This window comes from Yersinia sp. 2545 StPb PI (assembly GCF_052217125.1).
Lineage (GTDB): Bacteria > Pseudomonadota > Gammaproteobacteria > Enterobacterales > Enterobacteriaceae > Yersinia > Yersinia enterocolitica_E.
The window spans coordinates 120,279-144,012 of the sequence record NZ_JAZGPY010000002.1; the positions used below are offsets into that span (position 1 = coordinate 120,279).

Here is a 23,734-nt window from a genome sequence, read left to right on the forward strand (position 1 = left end):
ATGTTACCTGACTATGTCTCTGATCCGAAAATACTTCAAACGCCTGCATTATCCTGTTGATATTATGGCTCAGTGTGTTCGCTGGTATTTGGCTTATGCCCTGAGCCTGCGTGATCTCGAGGAGATGATGACAGAGCGCGGTATTATCGTTGACCACTCCATGCTTCACCGTTGGGTCATCCGTTTGGTGCCCTTGCTGGATAAGGTATTTCGCCGACATAAACGCTCAGTAGGTCGTCGGTGGCGCATGGATGAAACTACATCAAAGTCAAAGGTCAGTGGAAATATCTGTACCGCGGGCTTTGTCGCATTAGTGACATGAAGTTGGCCAAAGTTGCGTTGTCGGTTATTTAAGCAGCCAGCAAATAGAATTGTTCCGCGAGTGACAATCCCTCACTTTGCGGATGTTGATATTGCCCTTTTCGTATCATGTTGCTCAGTTCGATGCCGGCCAGGATCGTTTTTGCCCGCCGAAACGATTTGAATCCCAGCATCGGTCGACTCCGACGTTTGATATTTCGGTGATCTTGCTCAATCAGGTTGTTCAGGTACTTACTTTGCCTGACGGTAATCGCTTCCTCATCGGGTTTGTCCGCGTTGAGCGTGGCCAAAGCTGCGGTGTTAGCCCCACTTTTATCGATAGTGACAACCTCGGGTTCGCCGTGATGGCGAATAGCCTTGCGAAAGAAGCGTAATGCGGCTGCAGAGTCCCGTTTGGCGGTCAGCAAAAAGTCGATGGTGTGACCTGCTGTATCGACCGCCCGATACAGATACTTCCACTGGCCTTTGATTTTGATGTAGGTTTCATCCATGCGCCACCGCCGACCTACTGTGCGCTTGTGTCGGCGAAAAACCTTATCTAACAACGGTACCAAGCGGATAACCCAACGATGCAGAGTGGAGTGGTCAACAAGAATACCGCGCTCTGCCATCATCTCTTCGAGGTTACGCAGGCTCAGGGCATAAGCGAGATACCAGCGAACACACTGAGCGATAACATCAGTGGGGTAATGCAGACGACGGAAGGCTTTTCGAATGAGAGACATGGGCAGGCAACATCGTAAAAAAACAGCATTTTACCTGACGACGCCTTAATGCGACAGAACCTTTTGTACTGCCAAGTGACGGAAATTGTAGTAATCTTCACCAAACGATCCTTTTCAGATCCTTGGGGGAGAAAAATGTCACAAGCCGTAAATACAGATACTTCCTCATCGAAAATGAAGCGCCCTTATAGAAAAGGGAATGCTCTCAGTGATGCTGAAAAACAGCGAATTTCTATTGCTCGGAAAAGAGCTACTCATAAAGAGATTAAGGTTTTCATCGAACCTCAGCTGAAAAGTTTTCTTATGAGCATGTGCTCACAAGATGGATTAACTCAGGCAGAGGTTATAGCTAGATTGATAGAGCGTGAAGCACTGGACAGAAATTTATCCTGATGGGCTTACTTTCTTGATACTTTAGCTTGTGAGTGCTAGATTGCTGATCGGTTAAAGAATTTTTTGGTTGGCCACGCCGTAAGGTGGCAGGGAATGGGTTCTGAGGCTATTTGGGCTGAATCCTGAAAAGCAAAAACCCCGAGAATCTTCGACTGTTTGGCGACGAGAGAAGATTAACGGGGCCCACTAAAACTGTATAGAAGCTGTTGCTCTATGCAGGGAGTATAGAATTGTGCGAAAGAAAATTCAACTCCTACTGTGCAACATAAGCACAGGTAGGTTTGGCTGATAATAACTTTGCTCTGGCCGAGCCTGAAAGCACCCCACAATTAAACCGACGCGGTGAGTCAAATACGCTGCGTAAAGGTACATCAAAGATTCACCGGCGTTATACGCCAGCGCTGACATGTGCAGTTCCTCGCGGTATGGCAGCAAAGGTGGTTGCACGTATCAGTAGTCACAATTGGCACCGTAATCACGAGCTGATTGAATTACGTCGTCAGGGCTATGTGCCCTACACAAAACGTAATGATCCGCACTTTTTGCCAAAACCGATGCGTATTTCTGCCCGTTCAGAGAGCTGCGAAGCATTGACTGCACTGTCAATGGCACTGGCTGCCAATTGCGATTACAACCCAGACAGTGACTACCCGTTTGAAATCATGGCTCCGTTTGAACAAATCGCTGCCGCGATGGGCATGTTGCATATTTATGATAACGGTCGCAAAGCTTACGACAGTCCTTTGCATGCTTTATCCGTGCAAGAACAGCTGGGCTATGTGATAGCACTTCACGGTAAAGATACTGACAGTGGCCAGAATAAGCCGCTGAGGTTGTGGCTGACTGAAAAGTTCTTCATTTCCAGAGGCATTGCCGTTGAAGAGATCCGTCATTGGCTTGGCCAGTTCAAAACATGGGCGATAAAAAACGGTTTAACTGAAAGCTTGCGCAAGAAATATGAACGGCACCTGCTACGTGTTGAGAATATGGGTATTGATCTGAAAGACAAACCCTCCTTACGGAATCGTTTAAAACAAATCAAACGTTGGGTTGTTAGCCCTGATTTGGCAAAAGAGAAGCAAAAGAAAGTGGCTCTTTTGGAAGGTCGCCTGACTGAAATCGACAGTGATAATACTCAACGTCTCGATCTTATTCTCGATGAGACACAGCAAAAGATACGCAGTCTGGCCAAGGCGAAGCATAAACGCCAAAATCCGTATTATCAGGCGTATGTCAAATGGTCAACAAGTGGGGCCGTCATGACGCATGAAGTCGTTATGCAAGAACAAGCGTTGCAGAAAGAACAGCCTGGACTTAAACACAGTGACCCCGAAGCCTATTACCGACAGTTGCTTGAGCGTGCCGGCATAGTCTAACCCCCATATTCCTACATTATGAACCTTACCGTGCCTGGCGCGGTTTTTGTGTTGGTGAAACCGGACAAAACGAGTGTTATTTAGCCACCAGGTCACGCCCCATTCTGCATTATCCCCCCGAATTCATGAGCGATATTGGCGTAATGTCGAGAGTGTTGAATATTTGCACCATTAACTTCGAATTGATGTCGTTAGCTTCGTAAGCTGTTTGATTACTATCATTAATTTCGAACGTTATTCCTGAACAAAATAAGCCTCTCAAAAGAGGAGTACTTTTCGAGCGGCTAAAGCCTGCTCTCTAAAGTAGCTCCCCTCGCTTTGCTCAGGGCAAATCAATAATCAACAATTGAGAATAAACAACATCATAGATAGCTCCCGACTAAAGTCGGGCAGGGGAACAGATGCATTGCAAACCTAAGCGTTCGTCACGCTATGCGTGCCAACCGCCAAGGCCCCGGAAATCACGCTCAGCGCGTCGCTACGCGCCACACTGACCACTCACCGGGGTTCTTTGCAGTGTGACCACAGAATTGTTTGTCAGCCTGTATGGCTCATCAGGACAGGGGAGGTATCAGGATCTCTTATGATCCTCACCGGCGCTGCCGGGCTTCAGCGGTTCGACATCGGGGAACATGTCGCAACTGTGTGCCGCTTTCTATGCACTGCGTGCATATCAGGTTGGGGTTCCGCGCCCATTTCCTCCATAAGTCCCAAGTTTTATACTTATCCTTATGAATTACATAGAATATATTTCTTATTTTTGACCTTAGTCGTTAAACCTGAAGTTTGTTGTTAATTTTAACGGTTAGTTCTCGATGGTTAGGAAGTTGGATCCCTTTTTTTCCCTTAGGTTAGAGGCAAGATAGGGTGATAGGGCCATGAGTTTCGTCAGCTCATGCAGCGCGACGTTGACGATTGGTTAAAATAACCCCCATTTTGATGCCCAATCCAAATTTCAGGCAGATCTTCCCTATGCCGCCTGCCGCAACCATCGCTCTGTTTTGAACTCCTGCCGACGTCGCGCCAATAACTCTTCTGCACGGATACCGGCTTCCGCACTGTTAAAAACCATCCGACTACCACACAACACGCACTGGTAAGGATCCACATTGGTAAATTGTTTCATCAGCGACGCAAAGCCCGGTTTCTGCGGTTTTTTCTTCATTTCAATCCCCAGGGCGGTGTAGACCTTAGGCAATAACTCACCCCGTTTGCGGTTGGCCAGAAAACCGTAATACCTGACCATCTTAAAATGGCGTGACGGGATATGGCTGATATAGCGCCACAGCATCTCTTCCTGGCTAAGTCGTTGTGTGCGGTGCCGCTGAGTCCGGTGGTCATAGTAATGATGAACAACGGCTCCGCCGTTGTAATGGCGCAACTTTGAGGCGGCAATGGGCGGCCGTTTCAGATAACGGCCCAGGTAGTTGACGTTTTGCCGGGCGTGCTTTGTCTTTTTGGCAAAGTGGATTTTCCAGCGCCGCTGGAACTGCACCTCAAGAAACTGGCACCACTCGCGATAATCCCGAACGTGTTCATAGCCGGCAGCGGGTAAGTCCAGCTCTGCATAGCTTTCCCGCAACAGGGCGATGACGGCCTGACGCCAGTAACGTTCAACGATTTTCTTTTTGAAGTAAACCGGTCGCCAGACACCGTGTTTGAGACACAGTCCCCCGCGGGTGACGGACAGATGAATGTGGGGATGCTGATTAAGCTGGCGACCGTAGGTATGCAGGGCCACAAACAGGCCTATTTCGATACCAAGTTTTTTGGCCCATTTGAGCAGAGTATTGGCGGCGCAGGCGAAGAGTTTGTTGAGTAGAGGCCAGTTGTTGGCAAAGGCAGGCCAGAGTTTATCGGGCATAGTGAAGGTAATGTGCTGCCATTCACAGTCGGGGAGAACATGCTGTTGCTCAGCAATCCATTGCTCGGTGGCCTTCATGCCACAGGCGCTGCACCCTTTGCTTTTGCAACTTTGGCAGAAGTATTTGGTGTGAGAACAGTGGGCGGAAGCACAACAATATCGGCGAACGCCCATTGCCCCGGTACCGCAAGCAAGCATCCGTTCGATGACGAGTTTGGTCCATTCTGGGACGACGTTACCGTGTTTAGTGAGTAACTGGCCCCAACCATCATCAATCTGGAAGAGGAGTTTTGCCGGTCGAGGTATGTGCATACACGGAATTATAGCGAGCTACGATGCCTGAAGAAACACATTCTCTAACAGAGTCTTAGCTCCCGCCGTAGGCGGGCTACTGTTCATCGGTTTACAAAATCGATTTACGCAGTTTCGTCTCGGTGAAACGAAAGAGATCACCAGCCCCTATGCCATGCGACTCTATGAGTCATTATGCCAATACAGAAGAAGTGATGGGACCGGGGTCGCTATTCTGGGGGTGAAATGGATGATTGAACGCTATCAATTGCCACAGAGCTATACGCGAATGCCTGATTTCAGGCGCCGATTCCTCAATCCCATTGTCGAAGAGATCAATAAACGAACGCCAATAAGTCTTGATTATATTGAAAAAAAATCAGGTCGTAAGACGACTCACATCGTATTTTCCTACACTGAAGTGTGACAAATAACCCTCCATGTGTACGTCGGCAGTTTTTTTTTCCCCATGAAAGACCAGCACATATAGCAATTATCTAACATAGCTCACCAGAGTGAGGGTCATATGTCACAGTCATCCAGAAATCCTGGTTGCTCAAGGCAATATGTCACACACCGTTCTATATATTGAGGGTAGATTGTCACACTATTAGCCCAATTTAAGGCTTAGAAAAACACTCCAAGCCAAAAATCTTGTAAACTATTAACACCCAAAATTTCATACTTCATACTTCATATTTATTATTTATTATTTTATACTCTATGTTTTATCACTCCATTTTAAAATACGCGTCTAGGGCTTCGCGAACCAACGCACTGACATTTTTAGGCGCGACTCCCGCACGCTTATTGGCCAGAGCCCTATCTTCAAGCTCACGCAGCAAGCCTTCAGGTAACGATATAGTAGTTCTGGTTAGCGTTTCAGGCTGTAAGGACGGTTTTTTCTCTTCACCGTAAGGTCTGTCAGCCAACCGGTTCGCCAGTGCTTCGGCGTCTGCTTCAGTCACTTCTTTACGCAACTGGGGCTTTTTAAGTGCCATCAGAAAACCTCCTGTAACAAAGCCAAAACTTCCGCTTTGGCATTGTCATTGTCGGTTTCCAGTACTGAGCGCCCATCGGACATCACATCACGATAAATTTTTCGGTAGCACCCGACACTACTCAGAGGAACCAGCCCATCGAACTCTTTCACATACTCAAGAAACTCATTGCGTTCCGTACCCCGTATCAAGGGATTAGTTGTCGCCATCGTCTGATAACACCACGCTTTTAATTCGGGATTCAAATCTCGCATGCTCTCCAGTTGCTGCTGAAGTTCCATCAGCGTATCCAGATCTAACTGGGAACACTGGTGTGGCGCAATAATTTGATGGGCAACGGTACCGCCGGTGATCAGTTCCCGACTGTTACGGCCAGCAACATCGACGATAACCTGACCGAACCGATTCTCCAGACTTTTTAGCGTCTGGGAGATATTGTCACGTTTCTCAATCAAGGTGATGGCCGGTTTGAGTCCCGAGAGTTCCCGCTCGGCATACCAACGCGAGGCGGAGCGCTGAACATCAGCATCGACCAGACAAACGTCTTCCCCGCGCAGTGCCAGGCCAATGGCGATATTGATGGCAGTGGTGGTCTTGGCCGCGCCACCTTTGTTACATCCGATAATCGTGATCATTGTCCATCCTCTGTTCGATCATTTACCCGTATTACATCACAAGTATTAATTATTACCTATTACCTATTAAGTATTAAGTATTAAGTATTAAGTATTAAGTATATTGCTGTTATTAATCAATACGTAACATATTTATCTGCCGTTATCCTTGCGAACATCGGTGGGAACAGGCTTGAATGTACCTTCACTGTGCGTCGGAATGGTCGTGATCAGCCGTCGTGCATCATCCGTATTCATACTGAACCGCACGCCAAACTGCTGGCCAACCTCAAGGGTAAAGACTTTGGTGTACACTTCCGTACTCTTCAGCTCTTTATGGCCCATAAAAGCTTGGACCACTTTCAAGGGCACACTGTGCTGGATCAGGTGCATGGCGTAACTGTGTCGAAAAGTTTTGGTGGTCACCGGATTAACCCGAAACACAATCCCGTCACGTTCGGCACTGTCCACCGCGCGGGTGAGCCAGTTACGCGCCGTGTCATCGGTGATAGGCCACAGCGGCTCATGCCGTTTGGGTTTGAATGTGGCCAGATATTCCCGCAAACGAAGTGTATAAGTTTGGTCCGATAATGGGATAGCTCGGTCAAATCCTTGAACTTGTTCTATTTTCGTAGGCCGGCCAGGTTTACGCCGGCGCTGCTTGAGTGTACGCAGCACAATAAAAGGACGGCCTCCGTCCAGCTCAATGTCGGCCGGGGTGATGGACAGAGCTTCATTAATCCGGGCCCCGGTATTCCACAGCGTTTCCATCAGCAACCGTTGATGTAAGTCAGCAAAATACCCGAGCAGCACCGACACTTCCGGGGCTAACAGGTATGCCGGCGTACCAAGATTGGCCCGTAGCGCCATGTTGCGCAGTTCGGCTGCGCCCTGCCAGTCAAAATAACTGCCGATCGCGCTACGCGAAAAGTTTTCCGGTTCGTGGGGTATAAGGCTCACGTTTTTAATCTCCGCGATCGTCGGACTGATGACCCGTCATGTGACAACGCGCCCTCAATATTGCCAAGTGTTATCACCATTGTGCCGTAAAAGTCACGCTCAGCCGAGCGCAATAATTCCCTGATCGGATCCGGGATCATTCGGTTATTTTTCTATAATGGATTAAATACCGAGCAAAGAAAATAAAAAAAGGCCGCGACAGACGCCCGTCATACCGTGCCCCTTTGCCTCTCGGAACCTCATAGTGTATGAAGGTGAGATGAAAAACACAAGATATAGCCTTATCCACAGAAAAAGGGGGTAAGGTGGGGAGGATTCGGGGCTTTACCTCAAAAACCGAAAAGGATCCCAAAGGAAAAGAAAGACAGAAATTAATGAGAAGACGGTCTTAAATTGGTTTTGTCGCATTAACAGAGCGAGGTCGGCAAAATAGCACTGCCTATTTTTCCAGCGGCCAACAGATAAAATTGTTCCGCCGGTGATAATGCGGCGCCACCGGGATGATCAAGTTGTCCTTTGCGTATCATGTGCACTAACTCAATGCTGGCCAATATCGTCTGCGCGCGCCGAAATGAGCTGAACCCCAGTATCGGCCTTATTCGTCGTTTGATATTACGGTGGTCCTGCTCCACAAGGTTGTTCAGGTATTTGCTCTGCCTGATGGTTATCCTTTCTTCTTCTGGTTTGTTGGTATTGAGTGTGGTCAAGGCGGCCGTGTTGGCACCACTTTTATCAAGGGTCACTATCTCAGGTTCACCGTGATGCCGAATAGCTTTGTGAAAGAAGCGTAATGCGGAAGCCGCGTCCCGTTTGGCGGTCGGCAAAAAGTCGATGGTCTGGCCTGCAGTATCGACCGCGCGGTACGGTTCTGTCGCATTAAGGCGTCGTCAGGTAAAATGCTGTTTTTTTACGATGTTGCCTGCCCATGTCTCTCATTCGAAAAGCCTTCCGTCGTCTGCATTACCCCACTGATGTTATCGCTCAGTGTGTTCGCTGGTATCTCGCTTATGCCCTGAGCCTGCGTAACCTCGAAGAGATGATGGCAGAGCGCGGTATTCTTGTTGACCACTCCACTCTGCATCGTTGGGTTATCCGCTTGGTACCGTTGTTAGATAAGGTTTTTCGCCGACACAAGCGCACAGTAGGTCGGCGGTGGCGCATGGATGAAACCTACATCAAAATCAAAGGCCAGTGGAAGTATCTGTATCGGGCGGTCGATACAGCAGGTCACACCATCGACTTTTTGCTGACCGCCAAACGGGACTCTGCAGCCGCATTACGCTTCTTTCGCAAGGCTATTCGCCATCACGGCGAACCCGAGGTTGTCACTATCGATAAAAGTGGGGCTAACACCGCAGCTTTGGCCACGCTCAACGCGGACAAACCCGATGAGGAAGCGATTACCGTCAGGCAAAGTAAGTACCTGAACAACCTGATTGAGCAAGATCACCGAAATATCAAACGTCGGAGTCGACCGATGCTGGGATTCAAATCGTTTCGGCGGGCAAAAACGATCCTGGCCGGCATCGAACTGAGCAACATGATACGAAAAGGGCAATATCAACATCCGCAAAGTGAGGGATTGTCACTCGCGGAACAATTCTATTTGCTGGCTGCTTAAATAACCGACAACGCAACTTTGGCCAACTTCATGTCACTAATGCGACAAAGCCAGGCCATACAGCGCTTCCTGCTCAGCACTGTTTAAAACCGCCAGTCGTTCACTTTTGCCTGTTGCTTTATCACGAGTTGTCATCCTGACCTCGATTAATCGTGTCCGTAAGAGGATTGTTGAACGGACACTAAAATAAATTTCCGTACCTGCCATAAATTGCTGCTGAAGTTGTCTCATATAGCTAGTACGATATCAATCTCTTTCATGGCCCCTTAAACGTACACATTTATGACTGAAATACGGATCGGCTATGCTCGGTGCTCCACCGACAAACAGGATTTAACCGCCCAGCAAGAAGCGCTGGTCAAACTGGGTGTTTCCCCAGACAGAATTTACATCGATAAAGGACTGACCGGTTCAAATCGGCAGAGGCCTGGTCTGGATCAGGCGCTTGCTGCAGTTCGCAGTGGCGACACGCTGGTTGTTCCTAAACTTGATCGCCTAGCCCGTTCGGTTCCTGACGCTCGGGAGATCGCAGACGCCCTGCTGGCTAGGGGCGTGAAGTTGGCTCTGGGAAGCAGTATCTATGATCCGGCTGACCCTATGGGTAAAATGTTCTTTAACGTGCTGGCTACTTTTGCTGAGTTCGAGGGAGATCTGATACGTCTGCGCACCCGCGAAGGCATGGCCATTGCTCGGGCAAAAGGGAAACTCCGAGGAAAACAACCGAAGTTATCAGATAAACAACAAAAAGAGCTGTGCCGGATGCATGAAACCGGACAGTACTCGATCAGCGATCTGGCTGAGTTGTTTGCAGTATCCAGGCCGACAGTTTACCGGACCCTTTCCCGTCATAAGCAGGTTTAGTATGCGTATACCAGAAAATGCTATTTTATCAGCCCTGCGAAACGGTGGGTGTATAAAAAGTTTTTACCGGCGATCGGTGCGGGGAGCTCAATCTGTAAAAACACAGTTGGCCGACGGCTATGTATTGGCTTCACCGGGTGATCACGGTGAAGCCAATACATAGCCATGCCGATTTTTTGTCAGTGAAAACGAAATTGGCTGAAACAGAAACCTGGGAGCAAGTCGTAGGTAACATACTTTTCGGTGGCAGTACCTGGAAACTTCGCCCTGAAATGGACGATTAATAAACTGACGAGATAACTGGACTGGATTTTATGAAAAAACACCATCAAGGAACACCAGGCAGACGATTAATCTTGCTGAATTAATCGATGAAATGGCGGAGGAGGCGTTGATAATATTATACAATATTATTGTTAATCGCCTCAACATGTTACAGCGCCAACGAACCAGGCAAAGCATGGAAGATTTTCGCCCTGGGGATGTAGTCAGCTTTCGAACTGACGATGGGCAAACAGTGACGGGCGTCCTGGTTCGTCTGAATAAAAAGACAGTGACTGTTCATACAGAGAGTGGTTCCCGCTGGAATGTTGCACCACAGTTATTGACCCGGATTAAACGCCAGTTGGGATTCGAGAGTTCGGCAGATAACACTGTCGAAAAAAAGCTTCATTAAAAAGTGAGCTCATCGTCCAGAACAACAAATTTCTGAGGATAAAAAATGCTCGACTTAACCGCAGAACAGCAACATCTGGCAAATATAGTTCATTATTATGCCTGCCAATTTCCTCTAACAGAGCATGGTGATGCTCAGCTGTTGCAGGGCTGTTATGACTATATGGAAGCCTTTAAACGGGTGATGGACAGTACATCAAAAGTTCAGATGGACTACATCTGCCTGCAATATCCTGGATATTTTCGCTTTGCGAAATGGATGGAGCGACCGGCAATCAGAGGATTGCTGATGGCGTTATTGAGGCCCCGAAAGATCACTAAAAAACACAGGCCGGAAATTTCGGCGGTTCCGGCGTAGAACCCCTATATCATTGAAGCGCGCTACCAGTAGTTCGCAAGCCGCCGCTCTTTCTTCTTATTGCCTTTGGCTTTACTCTTAATCGCAGCCAGTCTAGCGAACGGGCAAGAAAAGCCCCTTACGGTGCGTTATGGTGCTTCGTGCTAATCACTTAATCCCTGTAAAGACGTACCCACTCTATGATCTCATCGAGCTGTTTGCTGTCTAGGTCAGGACAATTGGCATAAATAGCTGCTGCTACTGTGCCCTGCTTTCTTTCAGTTGTGGAGCCTACCCCTGTTTTACCGCCCATGCCCTGCTGACCTTCATCGGTAAGCACTCTCCGGCCCCCATTGGTAACAAACTGTTCAGCTTTAACTTCCATCGTTCTTTCCTTATCGGAGAGCATAAAATTGTGTGGGGCAATGACGTAACACGTTGATGGAATGGTCAGGCGTTCTTGAAAGATGCGATTGAGTTTCCTAACCATGAACAAAGCCGGATAGACAAACAAAAGGCCGCATGTGCGGCCTTTTATCACAGAGATTGCGGAGGTTCAGATATGAAATACCCTGCCCCCCCCCTCAGGAAACTCAACGGTCAGACTCAGTTTCCCGCCCATTGCCTCAATATAGCGTTTAAGCGTTGCCAGCTTAACATCGTTGCCGCGCTGTTCAATTTGGGTGATGGCCGGCTGGCTGACGCCCATCGATTCGGCTAAGGTTTTTTGAGAAAGCTGCAATTCCTCACGCATCAGCTGTAACCCTGTTTCAAGGATCATCTCTTCCACCATTTCTTTGATCCGTGCCTGGCTTTCTGGCGAACGAGACGCTATAGCTTCACGTAGTGTTTTCATTTTTGCTCCTCGTTAACGGTTAAATGTACGGTGAATTCTTCATCCGCTATGCGGATCATCGTGTCGTAAAATCGTTTGTCGTTACTTTTGTCGCCGGCGCATAACACGATGGCCTGACGTTTTGGGTCAAAAGCGAAGAAGGCGCGCACCGGTCGACCTGAATACTGCACGCGAAGCTCCTTCATGTTTTTATGCCTGGAACCTTTCACGCTATCAGCGTAGGGGCGCGACAGTTTGGGTCCATAGGTTTCGAGGTTAGATAAATCGGCGAGCACCTTTTCCTGCATCCCCTCTTCTTGCTCCTGTAGCCAGGCGTCAAATCTCGGGGTGAAAATCACAGTCCACAAAATTACGTCCTCATAAGGTGTAGCTTATGCTCTCAATATATAATCTGTAGCTTATTTTATCAAGATCATTTGTTAAGTTACTGTTCACTTTTAAAAAATAAGGTAGTTGCCCCATTCCCAGTTGGAGAGCATGAAATTGTATGGGGCACGCCATGATATTGGCCACATCATAGCAAGCTAGATTTGTAGTAAAAGCAGAATGTGGGTGAGAAAAACATGACCATTGCAGCGCAGACAGTCGTCCATTGCTTTCGTCACTGGCGGTATTGGCGGCACTGCTGACCGCACCGGACAGCGCCAGTGTCAGGCCGCTGCTTTTTTACTCGACGCTATGGGTTTGGCTGCTGTGATTTTCCGCCGCCACAATAGCGACATTCTTACCGCTCAGATTGATGTCTTTACCGGCTAACACCTCGGAGCCTTGCACCCTCAGGTCTTCACCGGCGGTCATATTGACATTGCCCAGTACGCTGCCCACCGTGCTGCCGACATTAGACATCGACTGACCGCTGTCGGTGACTTTGGTGCCGCTGCTTACGGTCGCGGGAAGGTGGAGATTTAGAGCTTAGAAGAAAAGCCCCCGGTTTTGGCCGGGGTTGTCGTTAAGGCTGATAATCTTCATACTCCCAAGCAAAGACGCGGGATAGTTTTTGGGCGATTTCCATCCAGTCCTTACCTTCACACCGGTCAATATAATCTGTGATGGTCTTGGTGATCTCATCAAGATCATACTTACGAACCAATAGAGTATGACGCATTAACTCAGGTACCCAATGATGTTTACAGAGCCACTCAGGAGTACAGATAAATACTTGATAATCATGCCCTCCCATTTGCTTTTCCGGACCAATACATAAGTTCACCCATAATCCAAAACAATCAATCTCATCAGGTTGATAAGTTTCTGGAGTGAATTCTGCTGAATTAACGCCTAAAGATTTAAGCTCCCCTTTCATTGAGTTATCACCATGTGTCCGTTACCTATTTTTTGTCCATCTTTTAATGTTTCAAAATTAGCTTGAACACCTGTTGGACTGATTTCTTGCGGTGTATTTGGCTTAGATGCAGGATAACGATAAACACGAGTGCCATCAGCGCTAATCAATCCTTTTCCATCACTAAGTGGCCTAGCTCCTTCTCCCACCCAAATTTGGCCTAAGCGATCAGCTTCTTCCTTAGATCCTGACCCAACACCATAATTCAACTTACCATTGTCGCCTTTAACGGCTTTGTCGCATTAGTGACATGAAGTTGGCCAAAGTTGCGTTGTCGGTTATTTAGGCAGCCAGCAAATAGAATTGTTCCGCGAGTGACAATCCCTCACTTTGCGGATGTTGATATTGCCCTTTTCGTATCATGTTGCTCAGTTCGATGCCGGCCAGGATCGTTTTTGCCCGCCGAAACGATTTGAATCCCAGCATCGGTCGACTCCGACGTTTGATATTTCGGTGATCTTGCTCAATCAGGTTGTTCAGGTACTTACTTTGCCTGACGGTAATCGCTTCCTCATCGGGTTTGTCCGCGTTGAGCGTGGCCAAAGCTGCGGTGTTAGCCCCACTTTTATCGATAGTGACAACCTCGGGTTCGCCGTGATGGCGAATAGCCTTGCGAAAGAAGCGTAATGCGGCTGCAGAGTCCCGTTTGGCGGTCAGCAAAAAGTCGATGGTGTGACCTGCTGTATCGACCGCCCGATACAGATACTTCCACTGGCCTTTGATTTTGATGTAGGTTTCATCCATGCGCCACCGCCGACCTACTGTGCGCTTGTGTCGGCGAAAAACCTTATCTAACAACGGTACCAAGCGGATAACCCAACGATGCAGAGTGGAGTGGTCAACAAGAATACCGCGCTCTGCCATCATCTCTTCGAGGTTACGCAGGCTCAGGGCATAAGCGAGATACCAGCGAACACACTGAGCGATAACATCAGTGGGGTAATGCAGACGACGGAAGGCTTTTCGAATGAGAGACATGGGCAGGCAACATCGTAAAAAAACAGCATTTTACCTGACGACGCCTTAATGCGACAGAACCGTCATGAGCGGCTTGGAGGTTCAACCAAAATTCGGGCGTCGTCTCAAACAACTCAGAAAACAGCGTCGCTTCCTCTACAGTCAGACGACGACGGCCTTTGCACAAACGGTTAACCGTTGCGCGAGTCACGCCCATAATATCGGCCAGTTCTTCCTGCCCAATGGCTAATGGGGTTAAAAATTCTTCCTGCAAAATTTCGCCTACCGTAGTAGGTTCGCGAGTAGTGGTATCAAGCATAAATCCCCCTGCTAGGTGTCTTGATGAGGATCGAGGTAGATGCTTTCAGCATATCCGTCGTTCCATTGAAACATTAACCGCCATTGAATATTGACTCTCATACTTGACCAGCCATCAAACTGCCCTGAGAAACGCTTGTAGTAATTGACCCTACCCCAAAATCCTGTTCCATTCAGAAACAGAATTCCGGCATGATAAACACTCCCCTGAGTGGAGGTTGTGCCGATGAAAAAGTCACGATTCACCGAAGAACAGATTGTCTTTGCCCTGAAACAGGCCGAGCTGGGTACATCGGTACCTGAAGTCTGCCGTAAACTGGGTATCTCTGATGCCACCTTTTACACGTGGCGTAAAAAATACGGCGGAATTTCCCCTTCAGAGCTGAAGCACATGCGGCAGCTCGAAGAGGAAAATCTCAGGCTGAAGAGGCTGGTTGCTGATCTGAGCCTCGACAAGGCGATGCTACAGGATGTGCTGGCAAAAAAGAACTGACGCTGGCACGCCTGCGCGAATGGGTCAGGGATTTACAGGCCCGATACGGTGCCAGCGAAAGACAAATCTGTTTTGCGCTACGGCTCAGCCGCAGCTCGTTTAGATATCGTTCTGTTGCTGCCGATGATAGCGCACTGCGCCTGCGTATTCGTGAGATCACCGAAACGCGAATTCACTACGGATATCGCCGGGTACACGTGATGCTCCGGCGTGAGGGCTGGCGCGACAATCACAAACGGATCTACCGCCTCTACTGTGAGCAAGGGCTGTCGCTACGCCTCAAACTGCCACGTCGCAATAAATCTGCCCAGCAGCCGCAGCCTCAGCCTCAGGGCTTATATCCAAACCACGTCTGGGGCATGGATTTTGTTTCTGATGCGTTGTTTGACGGGCGACGACTACGCCTGTTGACGGTTATCGACCTTTACACCCGCTAATGCCTGGGGATCTGCGTGGGACAGAATCTGCGTTCAACAGAAGTGGCAGAGATGCTGAATCAGGCGTCCTTTACCGCAGTTGCTGAAAACCGATAATGGTTCTGAATTTGCAGGGAAAATGCTGGACAAGTGGGTGAATGAAAGAGGGATCAGGATCGACTTCTCACGCCCGGGAACACCGACGGACAACGCTACGGTGGAGTCCTTTAATGGCAGATTGCGGCAGGAATGTTTGAACGAGAACTGGTTCATGTCTCTGGAAGATGCACGGTGCAAAATCGAGGGCTGGCGGATACACTATAACCAGAGCCGTCCCCATTCTGCCCTGGGCTGGATGACTCCTTCTGAATTTGCCGAGAAATCTGCCGGTTGCCAGAATATGCAGCCAGAATGAAGCCGGTTATTCCTGATTATGAATGGATCACATACGAGGAGCGGGTCAGGATCCGACATTACTAAGTGAGCGTTGTATCTAATCCTGGGGGTAGGTCACTTAATATGTAGTAAAAACCGACACGACAAACATCTGTTGTCAAAATCTGCAGTGACTAACTTTCTCTATTTAACCTAACTTGATGGAAGAAAAGACGCATAATATTTCACGATAAATACCAGCAATGACAATAAGAAAGTTCGCCATAGATATTTTATCTATTTTCAGTAGAGTAACCTCACTGAAATTTTGGCGATTTCACCCTGAAATAAAAATAAAATATCAATATAAAACAATTAATTAATGATTTTTATTCGATGGCGAACTTTTATGGTTGGATAAGAAAATAAGCAGATTACAGCACTGATTTCAGTGGCAATTTCAGGCTGAAATCGCCACTGAGTTGATAGAATTACTGTGATAAATGTTTCTTCATTGTGTGCAAAATAAGTCGGTCAAGTTCTACCTGCAACTCTTTTGGCAAACGGCTAAACTCATAGCTAAAAGCGCGCCCCTTTATACGTTTTCTAGCGTATTTATCTTTTTCTTCAAAGTCCCATAATTTTTCAACAACAGCAGCCTGTTTTCCTGGTTTAGCTAAAATTTCGTCTAAAACATGTCGGAACGATTTGATTATTTCATTTTTCAGTTCATCAGAGACTAGTTCACTGGCATTATAAATTGTTTTTATTTGCTTCCTAACAGAATCAACAAATGTCTCTAGTTCGAGACTACGCAGCCGTAATTGTTCATCAATATCGAGCAATAATTTATAATCTGGATAGGTTAGTTCATATTGAACAGGGAAAAGCTCTAACATCATCTCAGGTACCGACGCGGCCTGAATAGCTCGGGTAACTTTCGCGGGAGATAAGCGTTCAGATTGGGCTATCTCTTTCTGGTTCATGCCTGAATCACGGAGAAGTAAAAGCCTTAATCCAATCTCACGTAAATTATGTTCTTTTGCGGTTTGAATATCAGCGGCGAGTTTTCTCGCATCATCCATATCAATATCATCCTGAGTAACCAAGACATTGAGATCGACATGGCAAATCAATGCGGCAGCTCTGCGACGTGAACCGTCGAGAATTTCAATCTTTCCATCAATTATACGTCCAATTGCCGGGAAAAATTGTTGAAGACGAATGGTTCTGATAATGTCCTGAAGTGATTCCTCCGTGACACCCGCTTGATCTCTGCCATTTGTGGCCAGAGATACAAATGAACGTTCAGCAATATCCTCTTCCGGAATGGTTTCGAACATGAATACAGCTTTTTTCCCTGAGGAAAGAGTGAATATTTGACGATAATTATCAGTTGATATATTGGACAAAGGAGAACCACTAAATGTCCGGCCGATGGTTGGGCGTTTTTTTGTCATGGGTTACCTCAGTTCATCCGAATAAATTCGATGCGATCGAATACAGCTTTAGCAAAATCTTCCGCTGCAGCACGAGCATTTTTTAATGCCTCACTACTACCAACATAGGTAGAGGGGTTGGCGGAAATAACCGTATCAAAAGATTCGCCACATCGTTCAAAACCATCAAGCCGTGGTAGGGCCACATCCAACATATCACCCCCAAATATCTCTTTGGCCAGACTATGACAAAGCTTGTGGTCAGATTTATTCTGCAATTTAGACATAAATCCTATATTGCCCTGAAGGGGATACTTAGCCCCTGATTTTGCAATCATCTCAATGAGTTCAGGAAGACGAGTGAGATATTTTAGAGTGGAGTGGAAATCGACCTGAGCAGGGGGGATCGGAGTCATAAGCAAGTTAGATGCAGCAATGGCATTACTCAGGAAAGCATCGAGATGTGGGCCACTATCAATAAAGATAAAATCATAATCCTTGTTGAGTTTATCAATAATGTTCTCTTTAAGAACGGTATAGATATTCTGGCCAGGCAAATTTTCGGTACACAGTTCTTTCCATTGCGATGCAATAAATGCATCTTCAATAGAAGCAGGGATAACATCAACTCCCGGCACAATAGAAGAAATGACAAATTCAGACAGAAGTTCTTCGCGGGTGACATTCTGTAGCATTGCCTGAGCAGAGGTTGTATCTACAGCCCCAATAGAACGAGAGTGATTTAGAAACATTGTAGCTGAAGATTGAGGATCAAGATCTATAACCAGAATTCTTAAATCTTCATAAAGTAGGTGAGGGTGGGCACGTAATCCATGAGCAAGAGAAACCGAACTTACTGTTTTCGATACACCACCTTTCAAATTACCAACAAAAATAGTGAAGGCTTCATCGTGGCGATCACTGTATTTAGGAACACCACGATGATGATATATATCTATAATATTTTGCAGTGACATTGCATATTTTATAGATGTTCCAGCCGGTTTCTTCAAAAACGTGTAACCTTGCTCTTCCATTTCGGTGACAGCATAGTCAACACTTGCACGTGTCAATTTAGGTAATTTGGCAACAGCAGCCTTGGCATAAGTCTGGAAATAAGTTGTTTCTTCCAGCTCTTCCTTTTGTTCCTTAATCTGTTTGGTCAGAAGAGTGAGCATATGTTCAGAGCGCTCGGCCACTCTATAGATTTGTTTAGTATTTACCGACACAAAACACCTCAACATGTAGCATTTAAGTATACATACAATAATGCTACATATAGACGTTTATGTAAAATATTTACTTAAAGACAAGATGATTTTTATCTTTAGTTTCAGATCCTCATTTCAGAATGAGTCCGTATACAAGAATGCCGATTGCGCTACACGAAATCTGAGATATTCTTAAGGGGTGAGGTCGCTACATTTTGATATAGAGCAGCATAAATGGATTTTGATATAACGTTTCTGAAACTAGCGATATTGTTTGGTTTTGGGTCAAGAGTAATCAGGACATCGTTCAGCCCTTGTACTCAGGATGCAGTTCTATCTCCAGGTAATGTGACGATTTACGTCCTGTGATTGATTAAGAATACGAATTACAGTGATAGAAGACTCGGATGGAACGAAGAAAATCACATGCTTTTCAATAGGAAGAGAAAAAATATTTTCACCCAACTCAGATCGTTGTGTACCAATTTCATGTCTGGCCAAAATATCAAATATGTCAGAAAAGCGAGCGACATATTCATCCGCCTTGGCTAAACCAAATTGTATCTGGCCATAAAGCCAAATATTTTCCAAATCATCAATTGCTTTCGGTGTCAGATTAATCTCTTTCATTCAGATTAACCCTTTCCTTTATTCTCTGCAGGAATACATCTTTGTTCCAGGTTTCTGGCGTACCGCTACTCACACCTTCAGCCAATAAGTCCCGTAATGATTGTAAATGGGATTCAGCCTGCTTTTCACGCAATAAACGCAAAGCATCACGGAGCACTTCGCTTTGAGTTCTATAATCACCTGAGCTAACCAGCGAGTCTATGAAGTCGCGAAGTTCCTCACCAATATCTACTGTCATTGTCCTAGCCATAAATACCTCACGTAAGACATAATCTTACATTCATTATAAGTCTATCTATTTTAATGTGCCAGTTAGTTTTTTAATTCAAAGTAGTAATACAAAGATATACATGAATTTCATCCTGCCCAAAATCTATGACATTTATACCCTAATGTCATAGTTAAAATTATGGTCATTTCCCCATTGGATCATCACCTATCTGTCATGTACATTATGATCATCACCTAAAAGTCACTTATGGGCAAAAAATGTACATTCACGGCTATCTCCGCGCCTCGACGAAAGAACAAGACGCACTCCGAGCCAAAAACCGGATGAAAGCCTTTATTGAAGAGAAAGGTTTTCGGATGGCCAGCTGGTACACCGAAAATGTGTCAGGGGCGTCACTCCAGCGGCCAGAACTTTTACGGTTACTCGATGATGCCGCCCCGGGTGACATTATTCTTATCGAACAAGTTGACCGATTATCGAGACTGGATGAAGCAGGGTGGCAAAAACTAAAATACCTTATCCAAGAAAAAAGGCTTGTTGTTGTCAGTCTGGATCTACCCACAAGTCATCAGGCACTGACTCTGAATGCACCTGATGAGTTTACTCTGGCCATGCTGACAGCCATCAATGGCATGATGCTGGATATGTTAGCGGCTATTGCGCGGAAAGATTACAGTGACCGACGCCGGCGCCAGCAAGAGGGGATAACCAAAGCCAAAGCGGCGGGGAAATTTAAGGGACGACAGGCAGATCGCCTTCTGCATGAGAAAATAATAGAGCTGCGCATCAAAAATGGCCAAAGTATCAGGGATACAGCAAGGCTCACGGGTGTATCTGAAAGAACAGTTATACGGATAGTGAACAAAGCCAAAGTGACTGTTGAAAGTAGCGAAATTAAATCGGTGATCGGACATTTTTAAAAACGGGTCTTTTTGGGGAGTTTCCGGTGGGAGAGGGGTAAAGCCAATAACACGGGGACTCTGCGGGACGTGACGCCCCCGAAACACCCCGCGCCCCTGCCTCAGACGAACGGTAACCCGCTGAGGCATAGCCTATTATAACAGGGGTGGCAGCGATAAACAGGCGAAGAGTCCGAGTTTGGCACTCTACAGGTAAATCCCAAAGGGGAGGATAAGTATAGAAGAGGGAGGGGCAACCGGAATTGACGAAATTGCACATTTAGGGGCTGCGGCACTTGTGACCCTGGCTTCTATTATGCGGTAGCGTACTCCAACCGTATTGTGGGGGTAAGCAGTAGCGGCAACGTATGCTTTAACACCGAAGCGGGTTAGAAAATACCTGGGATTGGTGCCCGCTATAATTTATATTCATTTTTTGTAAATGGATTTAACTCAATGGACTGTGTATATGAACAATTTTATTAAAAAGAGTATTGGCGGATTATCTAAGCAGTACTACATTAGAAATTTCCTCTTTGGTATGTTGTTCTTCGGGGCCTTTGTATGGGTCATAAGCACCTCAACGACCCCGATGAAATTCCCACCCCTATTTATTTTCGCTATTAGTACGTTGCTGTACCCATACTCACGATTTGTATATGAAACCCTAATAAACTATATCATTGGGGATAATAGATTCTGGACTAACGCCATATTATTTCTCATGACAAAATTTATAATGATGGCACTATGTTGGGCTTTTGCCATTTTCATTGCACCCATTGGACTGATTGGTTTGTACTTCTATCATTCATACCAAGAAAGAAACCAAGGGTAACGCTTCAACGTTGAATGATTCAACATGGATGTTGAACTTTGCCCGCAAACAGTTAAGGATCGGGTATATCCTTGGCTAGATGTGTTGTTAATAGCTGCCCCAGTTAAGATAGATGTCGTTTTTGCAGCTTCGCTTCTGCTGGACCTCATCGGCTATTGATACTTCACCCTGGCTCATAAATAAGATATTTCTCACTTAACTTGTCTTCTATGTGCGATATTTCCCACACAATGACTTTATTGTCAGATATTTCCTACAAGATTGATTAATTATTTCCCTGGGATATTTAGCCTCATCAAAAACAGGTTGAAAATAACACCGCGACAGGCAGAATAGCCTCAAATTATAGTCTATCACTCTCCCCATATTCTGGGGCAAAGGCATTCCTGATGTCCCGTTTCTGCTATGGCCTATCCATGGTAAGCACAATATTGCCCATAACCCTTATTCCGCTCGCCAGTTATGGCGCGGAATCCCCCCCCCCGTTGAGCAAAGTATTCATCAACAGGCCCGGCAACGGGCACTGGAAGAGCGTTTGGCCCCCGCAACACCGGATGTGCGCTTATCAGCGCCGGTGGCCTCTTTGGGCCGTATTGTCTTCCCGGTTGAGCAACCCTGCTTTGCCATTGATCGTATAAAAATCAGTGGCGCAGAGCCTTTACCCCGCTGGTTGCCCCTGCAACGCATCGCCAATCAGGCGCAAGGCCAGTGTTTGGGGGGCCAGGGCATTAACCTGCTGATGAGCCAGATGCAAAACCGCCTGATCGACCACGGCTATGTGACTACCCGGGTACTGGCTCCGCAGCAGGACTTAAACCGCGGCACGCTGGCGTTACACGTGGTGCCCGGCAAAATACGCCATGTTGAGCTGACGCCCGGCAGTGACCGCCATGTCACGTTGTTCAGTGCCTTCCCTGCCCGCCCCGGTAACCTGTTGGATTTGCGTGATATCGAGCAAGGACTGGAGAACCTACAGCGCGTCCCCACCGTGCAAGCCAGCATGGAATTGGTCCCCGGTGAGGCCCCCGGCGAGACCGATATCGCCCTGAGCTGGCAGCAGAGCAAAATGTGGCGGCTGGCGGCTTCACTGGATGACTCCGGCACCCGCAGTACCGGCCGTTATCAAGGGGGCGCAACCTTGTTTCTGGATAACCCGCTTTCACTGAGTGACCTGTTTTATGTCTCTGCGGGTGGCTCAATAAAAAATCGCGGCGACAAAGGCACCAATAACCTCACCGGCCATTACTCGCTGCCGTTCGGTTACTGGACCGCGGGCATCACCGCCAGCAGCTATGACTACCACCAAACGGTGGCAGGCCTCAATGGCGATATCCATTACCGGGGGGAGACGGAGAACGTCACGCTGCAACTCAGCCGCCTGCTGCACCGCAATGCCAGCCAAAAAACTACCCTGACCTACGATGTGCTGACCCGCTCGTCGAAAAACTATATCAATGATACCGAAATTGAAGTGCAGCGCCGCCGTACCTCGGCCTGGCGTGTCGGGCTGGAACATCGCCACTTTATCTCGCAGGCCACACTGGACGCAGGTATCAGTTACCAGCGCGGCACCCGCTGGTTGGGTGCAGTACCGGCACAAGAAGAGTATTTCGGCGAAGCCACTGCCCTGAGCAAAATTCTGCGTTTGAATGCGCAACTGGATATTCCTTTTGTGGTTGCGGCGCAAAACGTCCATTACAACCTGCAATATCAGCGGCAAAGCACCAACACCCCCCTGACGCCACAGGATCAATTCTCCATCGGCGGCCGCTGGTCAGTGCGCGGTTTTGATGGTGAGCGCACGCTGAATGCCGATCGCGGCTGGACGGTACGCAATGATCTCGGCTGGTATACCCCGCTACCAGGCCATGAACTGTATGTCGGCGTGGATTACGGCGAGGTCAGTGGTCGCAGCGACCCTTATCTGCTGGGCCACCATCTGGCGGGCAGTGTCGTCGGTGTGCGCGGCACTGTGCTGAATACCCGTTATGACCTGTTTGCTGGCAAGCCACTGTCAAAACCTGATGGCTTCAAAGCCGACTCAGTGACTGTGGGCTTTAACCTGAACTGGCAATACTGATGCACCTTATTAACCCTTTAGCTGTTGAGAGTCACCATGAATAAGAACCTGTACCGTATCGTATTTAACAAGGCGCGTGGCTTATTAATGGTGGTAGCCGATATCGCCGCCTCCGGTCGGGCCGCCTCGTCGCCTTCATCAGGTCTTGGGCATACTCAACGCCGCCGTATCAGTGCCTTATCGTCGCTGAGTTTTAGTCTGTTACTGGCCTTGGGCTGCGTCTCGTTATCCGCGCAAGCCACTATTGTCGCCGATGCCAGTGCGCCGGGTAACCAACAGCCGACCATTATCAGCAGTGCCAACGGTACGCCACAGGTCAATATCCAGACACCCAGTAGCGGTGGGGTTTCGCGTAACGTTTACAGCCAGTTCGATGTTGATAATCGCGGGGTGATCCTCAATAACGGCCACGGTGTCAACCAGACCCAACTCGGCGGTTTTGTCAACGGTAACCCGTCGCTGGCGCGCGGTGAAGCCAGTATTATCCTCAACGAAGTCAACAGTCGCGACCCGAGTAAACTTAACGGTTATATCGAGGTCGCTGGCCGCAAAGCGCAGGTGGTTATCGCCAACCCATCAGGCATTACCTGTGATGGCTGCGGCTTTATC

At 47.6% G+C, this 23,734-nt stretch carries 25 protein-coding genes and 7 pseudogenes; 13 read left to right on the forward strand and 19 right to left on the reverse strand.

What is annotated here, in order from left to right; genetic code table 11:
- Nucleotides 1-13: 13 nt before the first annotated feature.
- A pseudogene (locus V1955_RS22820) lies at nucleotides 14-303 on the forward strand (IS6 family transposase); the annotation flags it as partial.
- Nucleotides 304-350: 47 nt separating this feature from the next.
- On the opposite strand, the gene V1955_RS22825 reads toward V1955_RS22820, so the two are convergent.
- Nucleotides 351-1,046 (reverse strand): IS6 family transposase, encoded by a 696-nt coding sequence (locus tag V1955_RS22825; protein ID WP_442821523.1) that lies wholly within the window; start codon nucleotides 1,044-1,046, stop codon nucleotides 351-353.
- Between the two features lie 135 nt (nucleotides 1,047-1,181).
- Here V1955_RS22825 and V1955_RS22830 point away from each other — a divergent pair, with 135 nt between their 5' ends.
- Together V1955_RS22830 and V1955_RS22835 are read left to right on the forward strand one after the other, a co-directional pair.
- Entirely contained in the window at nucleotides 1,182-1,439 is a 258-nt protein-coding gene (locus V1955_RS22830) for a replication regulatory protein RepA (protein WP_442821524.1), read from the forward strand.
- 281 nt (nucleotides 1,440-1,720) lie between these two features.
- Nucleotides 1,721-2,815: a Replication protein gene (locus V1955_RS22835; protein WP_442821525.1), complete on the forward strand. Its 1,095-nt coding sequence runs from the start codon at nucleotides 1,721-1,723 to the stop codon at nucleotides 2,813-2,815.
- 970 nt (nucleotides 2,816-3,785) lie between these two features.
- Here the strand turns inward: V1955_RS22835 and V1955_RS22840 are convergent.
- Nucleotides 3,786-4,991 carry an IS91 family transposase gene (locus V1955_RS22840; RefSeq protein WP_420073887.1) on the reverse strand — a complete coding sequence of 402 codons (1,206 nt, stop codon included), beginning with the start codon at nucleotides 4,989-4,991 and terminating at the stop codon, nucleotides 3,786-3,788.
- Nucleotides 4,992-5,073: 82 nt separating this feature from the next.
- Here V1955_RS22840 and V1955_RS22845 point away from each other — a divergent pair.
- Nucleotides 5,074-5,397, forward strand: a pseudogene (locus V1955_RS22845) (RepB family plasmid replication initiator protein); the annotation flags it as partial.
- A 304-nt stretch (nucleotides 5,398-5,701) separates the two neighbouring features.
- On the opposite strand, the gene V1955_RS22850 reads toward V1955_RS22845, so the two are convergent.
- The 4 genes and pseudogenes from V1955_RS22850 to V1955_RS22865 form a co-directional block, all read right to left on the reverse strand.
- Nucleotides 5,702-5,971, reverse strand: coding sequence for a hypothetical protein (locus V1955_RS22850; protein WP_420072592.1), 270 nt, complete (start codon nucleotides 5,969-5,971; stop codon nucleotides 5,702-5,704).
- The gene (locus V1955_RS22855; RefSeq protein ID WP_442821526.1) at nucleotides 5,971-6,606 is read right to left on the reverse strand and encodes an AAA family ATPase; all 636 of its coding nucleotides are present in this window, start codon (nucleotides 6,604-6,606) and stop codon (nucleotides 5,971-5,973) included. The genes V1955_RS22850 and V1955_RS22855 overlap by 1 nt, the downstream gene beginning before the upstream one ends.
- Nucleotides 6,607-6,738: 132 nt before the next feature.
- Nucleotides 6,739-7,545: a tyrosine-type recombinase/integrase gene (locus V1955_RS22860; RefSeq protein WP_442821527.1), complete on the reverse strand. Its 807-nt coding sequence runs from the start codon at nucleotides 7,543-7,545 to the stop codon at nucleotides 6,739-6,741.
- Nucleotides 7,546-7,952: 407 nt separating this feature from the next.
- Nucleotides 7,953-8,408: pseudogene (locus V1955_RS22865) on the reverse strand (IS6 family transposase); the annotation flags it as partial.
- A gap of 62 nt (nucleotides 8,409-8,470) precedes the next feature.
- Here V1955_RS22865 and V1955_RS22870 point away from each other — a divergent pair.
- From V1955_RS22870 to V1955_RS22890, 5 genes and pseudogenes are all read left to right on the forward strand, one after another.
- Nucleotides 8,471-9,166 (forward strand): IS6 family transposase, encoded by a 696-nt coding sequence (locus tag V1955_RS22870; RefSeq protein ID WP_442821523.1) that lies wholly within the window; start codon nucleotides 8,471-8,473, stop codon nucleotides 9,164-9,166.
- 282 nt (nucleotides 9,167-9,448) lie between these two features.
- Nucleotides 9,449-10,027 (forward strand): recombinase family protein, encoded by a 579-nt coding sequence (locus tag V1955_RS22875; protein WP_442821528.1) that lies wholly within the window; start codon nucleotides 9,449-9,451, stop codon nucleotides 10,025-10,027.
- A 146-nt stretch (nucleotides 10,028-10,173) separates the two neighbouring features.
- Nucleotides 10,174-10,311 carry a hypothetical protein gene (locus V1955_RS22880; protein ID WP_442821529.1) on the forward strand — a complete coding sequence of 46 codons (138 nt, stop codon included), beginning with the start codon at nucleotides 10,174-10,176 and terminating at the stop codon, nucleotides 10,309-10,311.
- A 107-nt stretch (nucleotides 10,312-10,418) separates the two neighbouring features.
- Nucleotides 10,419-10,703 (forward strand): hypothetical protein, encoded by a 285-nt coding sequence (locus V1955_RS22885; protein ID WP_442821530.1) that lies wholly within the window; start codon nucleotides 10,419-10,421, stop codon nucleotides 10,701-10,703.
- 45 nt (nucleotides 10,704-10,748) lie between these two features.
- Nucleotides 10,749-11,023, forward strand: a pseudogene (locus tag V1955_RS22890) (arylsulfatase regulator).
- A 188-nt stretch (nucleotides 11,024-11,211) separates the two neighbouring features.
- On the opposite strand, the gene V1955_RS22895 reads toward V1955_RS22890, so the two are convergent.
- The 9 genes and pseudogenes from V1955_RS22895 to V1955_RS22935 all read right to left on the reverse strand — a co-directional run bounded on the left by V1955_RS22895 (nucleotide 11,212) and on the right by V1955_RS22935 (nucleotide 14,848).
- Nucleotides 11,212-11,424 (reverse strand): hypothetical protein, encoded by a 213-nt coding sequence (locus V1955_RS22895; RefSeq protein ID WP_442821531.1) that lies wholly within the window; start codon nucleotides 11,422-11,424, stop codon nucleotides 11,212-11,214.
- Nucleotides 11,425-11,595: 171 nt separating this feature from the next.
- A complete protein-coding gene (locus tag V1955_RS22900; protein ID WP_442821532.1) occupies nucleotides 11,596-11,895 on the reverse strand; it encodes a helix-turn-helix domain-containing protein in 300 nt (99 codons plus the stop codon).
- A complete protein-coding gene (locus tag V1955_RS22905) occupies nucleotides 11,892-12,242 on the reverse strand; it encodes a type II toxin-antitoxin system RelE/ParE family toxin (protein WP_442821533.1) in 351 nt (116 codons plus the stop codon). Before V1955_RS22905 ends, V1955_RS22900 begins: the two co-directional genes overlap by 4 nt.
- 223 nt (nucleotides 12,243-12,465) lie before the next feature.
- Nucleotides 12,466-12,777 (reverse strand): annotated as a pseudogene (locus V1955_RS22910) (hemagglutinin repeat-containing protein); the annotation flags it as partial.
- A 67-nt stretch (nucleotides 12,778-12,844) separates the two neighbouring features.
- Complete coding sequence (locus tag V1955_RS22915) at nucleotides 12,845-13,198, reverse strand: immunity 8 family protein (RefSeq protein ID WP_442821502.1); 354 nt, start codon at nucleotides 13,196-13,198, stop codon at nucleotides 12,845-12,847.
- Nucleotides 13,195-13,446, reverse strand: coding sequence for a hypothetical protein (locus V1955_RS22920; RefSeq protein WP_442821534.1), 252 nt, complete (start codon nucleotides 13,444-13,446; stop codon nucleotides 13,195-13,197). The genes V1955_RS22915 and V1955_RS22920 overlap by 4 nt, the downstream gene beginning before the upstream one ends.
- Before the next feature lie 73 nt (nucleotides 13,447-13,519).
- Nucleotides 13,520-14,215, reverse strand: a complete 696-nt coding sequence (locus V1955_RS22925) for an IS6 family transposase (protein WP_442821523.1) — start codon at nucleotides 14,213-14,215, stop codon at nucleotides 13,520-13,522.
- The gene (locus V1955_RS22930) at nucleotides 14,169-14,513 is read right to left on the reverse strand and encodes a HigA family addiction module antitoxin (protein ID WP_442821535.1); all 345 of its coding nucleotides are present in this window, start codon (nucleotides 14,511-14,513) and stop codon (nucleotides 14,169-14,171) included. Before V1955_RS22930 ends, V1955_RS22925 begins: the two co-directional genes overlap by 47 nt.
- Before the next feature lie 11 nt (nucleotides 14,514-14,524).
- Nucleotides 14,525-14,848, reverse strand: coding sequence for a type II toxin-antitoxin system RelE/ParE family toxin (locus tag V1955_RS22935; protein WP_420804354.1), 324 nt, complete (start codon nucleotides 14,846-14,848; stop codon nucleotides 14,525-14,527).
- On the opposite strand from V1955_RS22935, the pseudogene V1955_RS22940 reads away from it, so the two are divergent.
- Nucleotides 14,739-15,836: pseudogene (locus V1955_RS22940) on the forward strand (IS3 family transposase). The gene V1955_RS22935 and the pseudogene V1955_RS22940 sit on opposite strands and share 110 nt — an antisense overlap.
- Before the next feature lie 451 nt (nucleotides 15,837-16,287).
- On the opposite strand, the gene V1955_RS22945 reads toward V1955_RS22940, so the two are convergent.
- The 4 genes from V1955_RS22945 to V1955_RS22960 form a co-directional block, all read right to left on the reverse strand.
- Nucleotides 16,288-17,256: a ParB family protein gene (locus V1955_RS22945; protein WP_442821536.1), complete on the reverse strand. Its 969-nt coding sequence runs from the start codon at nucleotides 17,254-17,256 to the stop codon at nucleotides 16,288-16,290.
- An 8-nt stretch (nucleotides 17,257-17,264) separates the two neighbouring features.
- Nucleotides 17,265-18,479, reverse strand: a complete 1,215-nt coding sequence (locus V1955_RS22950) for an AAA family ATPase (RefSeq protein WP_442821537.1) — start codon at nucleotides 18,477-18,479, stop codon at nucleotides 17,265-17,267.
- Between the two features lie 300 nt (nucleotides 18,480-18,779).
- Nucleotides 18,780-19,076, reverse strand: coding sequence for a type II toxin-antitoxin system RelE/ParE family toxin (locus V1955_RS22955; RefSeq protein WP_050883276.1), 297 nt, complete (start codon nucleotides 19,074-19,076; stop codon nucleotides 18,780-18,782).
- A complete protein-coding gene (locus tag V1955_RS22960) occupies nucleotides 19,063-19,326 on the reverse strand; it encodes a type II toxin-antitoxin system ParD family antitoxin (RefSeq protein WP_050147638.1) in 264 nt (87 codons plus the stop codon). Before V1955_RS22960 ends, V1955_RS22955 begins: the two co-directional genes overlap by 14 nt.
- Nucleotides 19,327-19,565: 239 nt before the next feature.
- Between V1955_RS22960 and V1955_RS22965 the strand changes: the two genes are divergently transcribed.
- From V1955_RS22965 to V1955_RS22975, 3 genes and pseudogenes are all read left to right on the forward strand, one after another.
- Nucleotides 19,566-20,228 carry a recombinase family protein gene (locus V1955_RS22965; protein ID WP_420073677.1) on the forward strand — a complete coding sequence of 221 codons (663 nt, stop codon included), beginning with the start codon at nucleotides 19,566-19,568 and terminating at the stop codon, nucleotides 20,226-20,228.
- A 1,206-nt stretch (nucleotides 20,229-21,434) separates the two neighbouring features.
- Nucleotides 21,435-23,125: pseudogene (locus tag V1955_RS22970) on the forward strand (ShlB/FhaC/HecB family hemolysin secretion/activation protein).
- 36 nt (nucleotides 23,126-23,161) lie between these two features.
- On the forward strand, nucleotides 23,162-23,734 hold a 573-nt coding region (locus V1955_RS22975; RefSeq protein WP_442821538.1), incomplete at its 3' end, for a two-partner secretion domain-containing protein.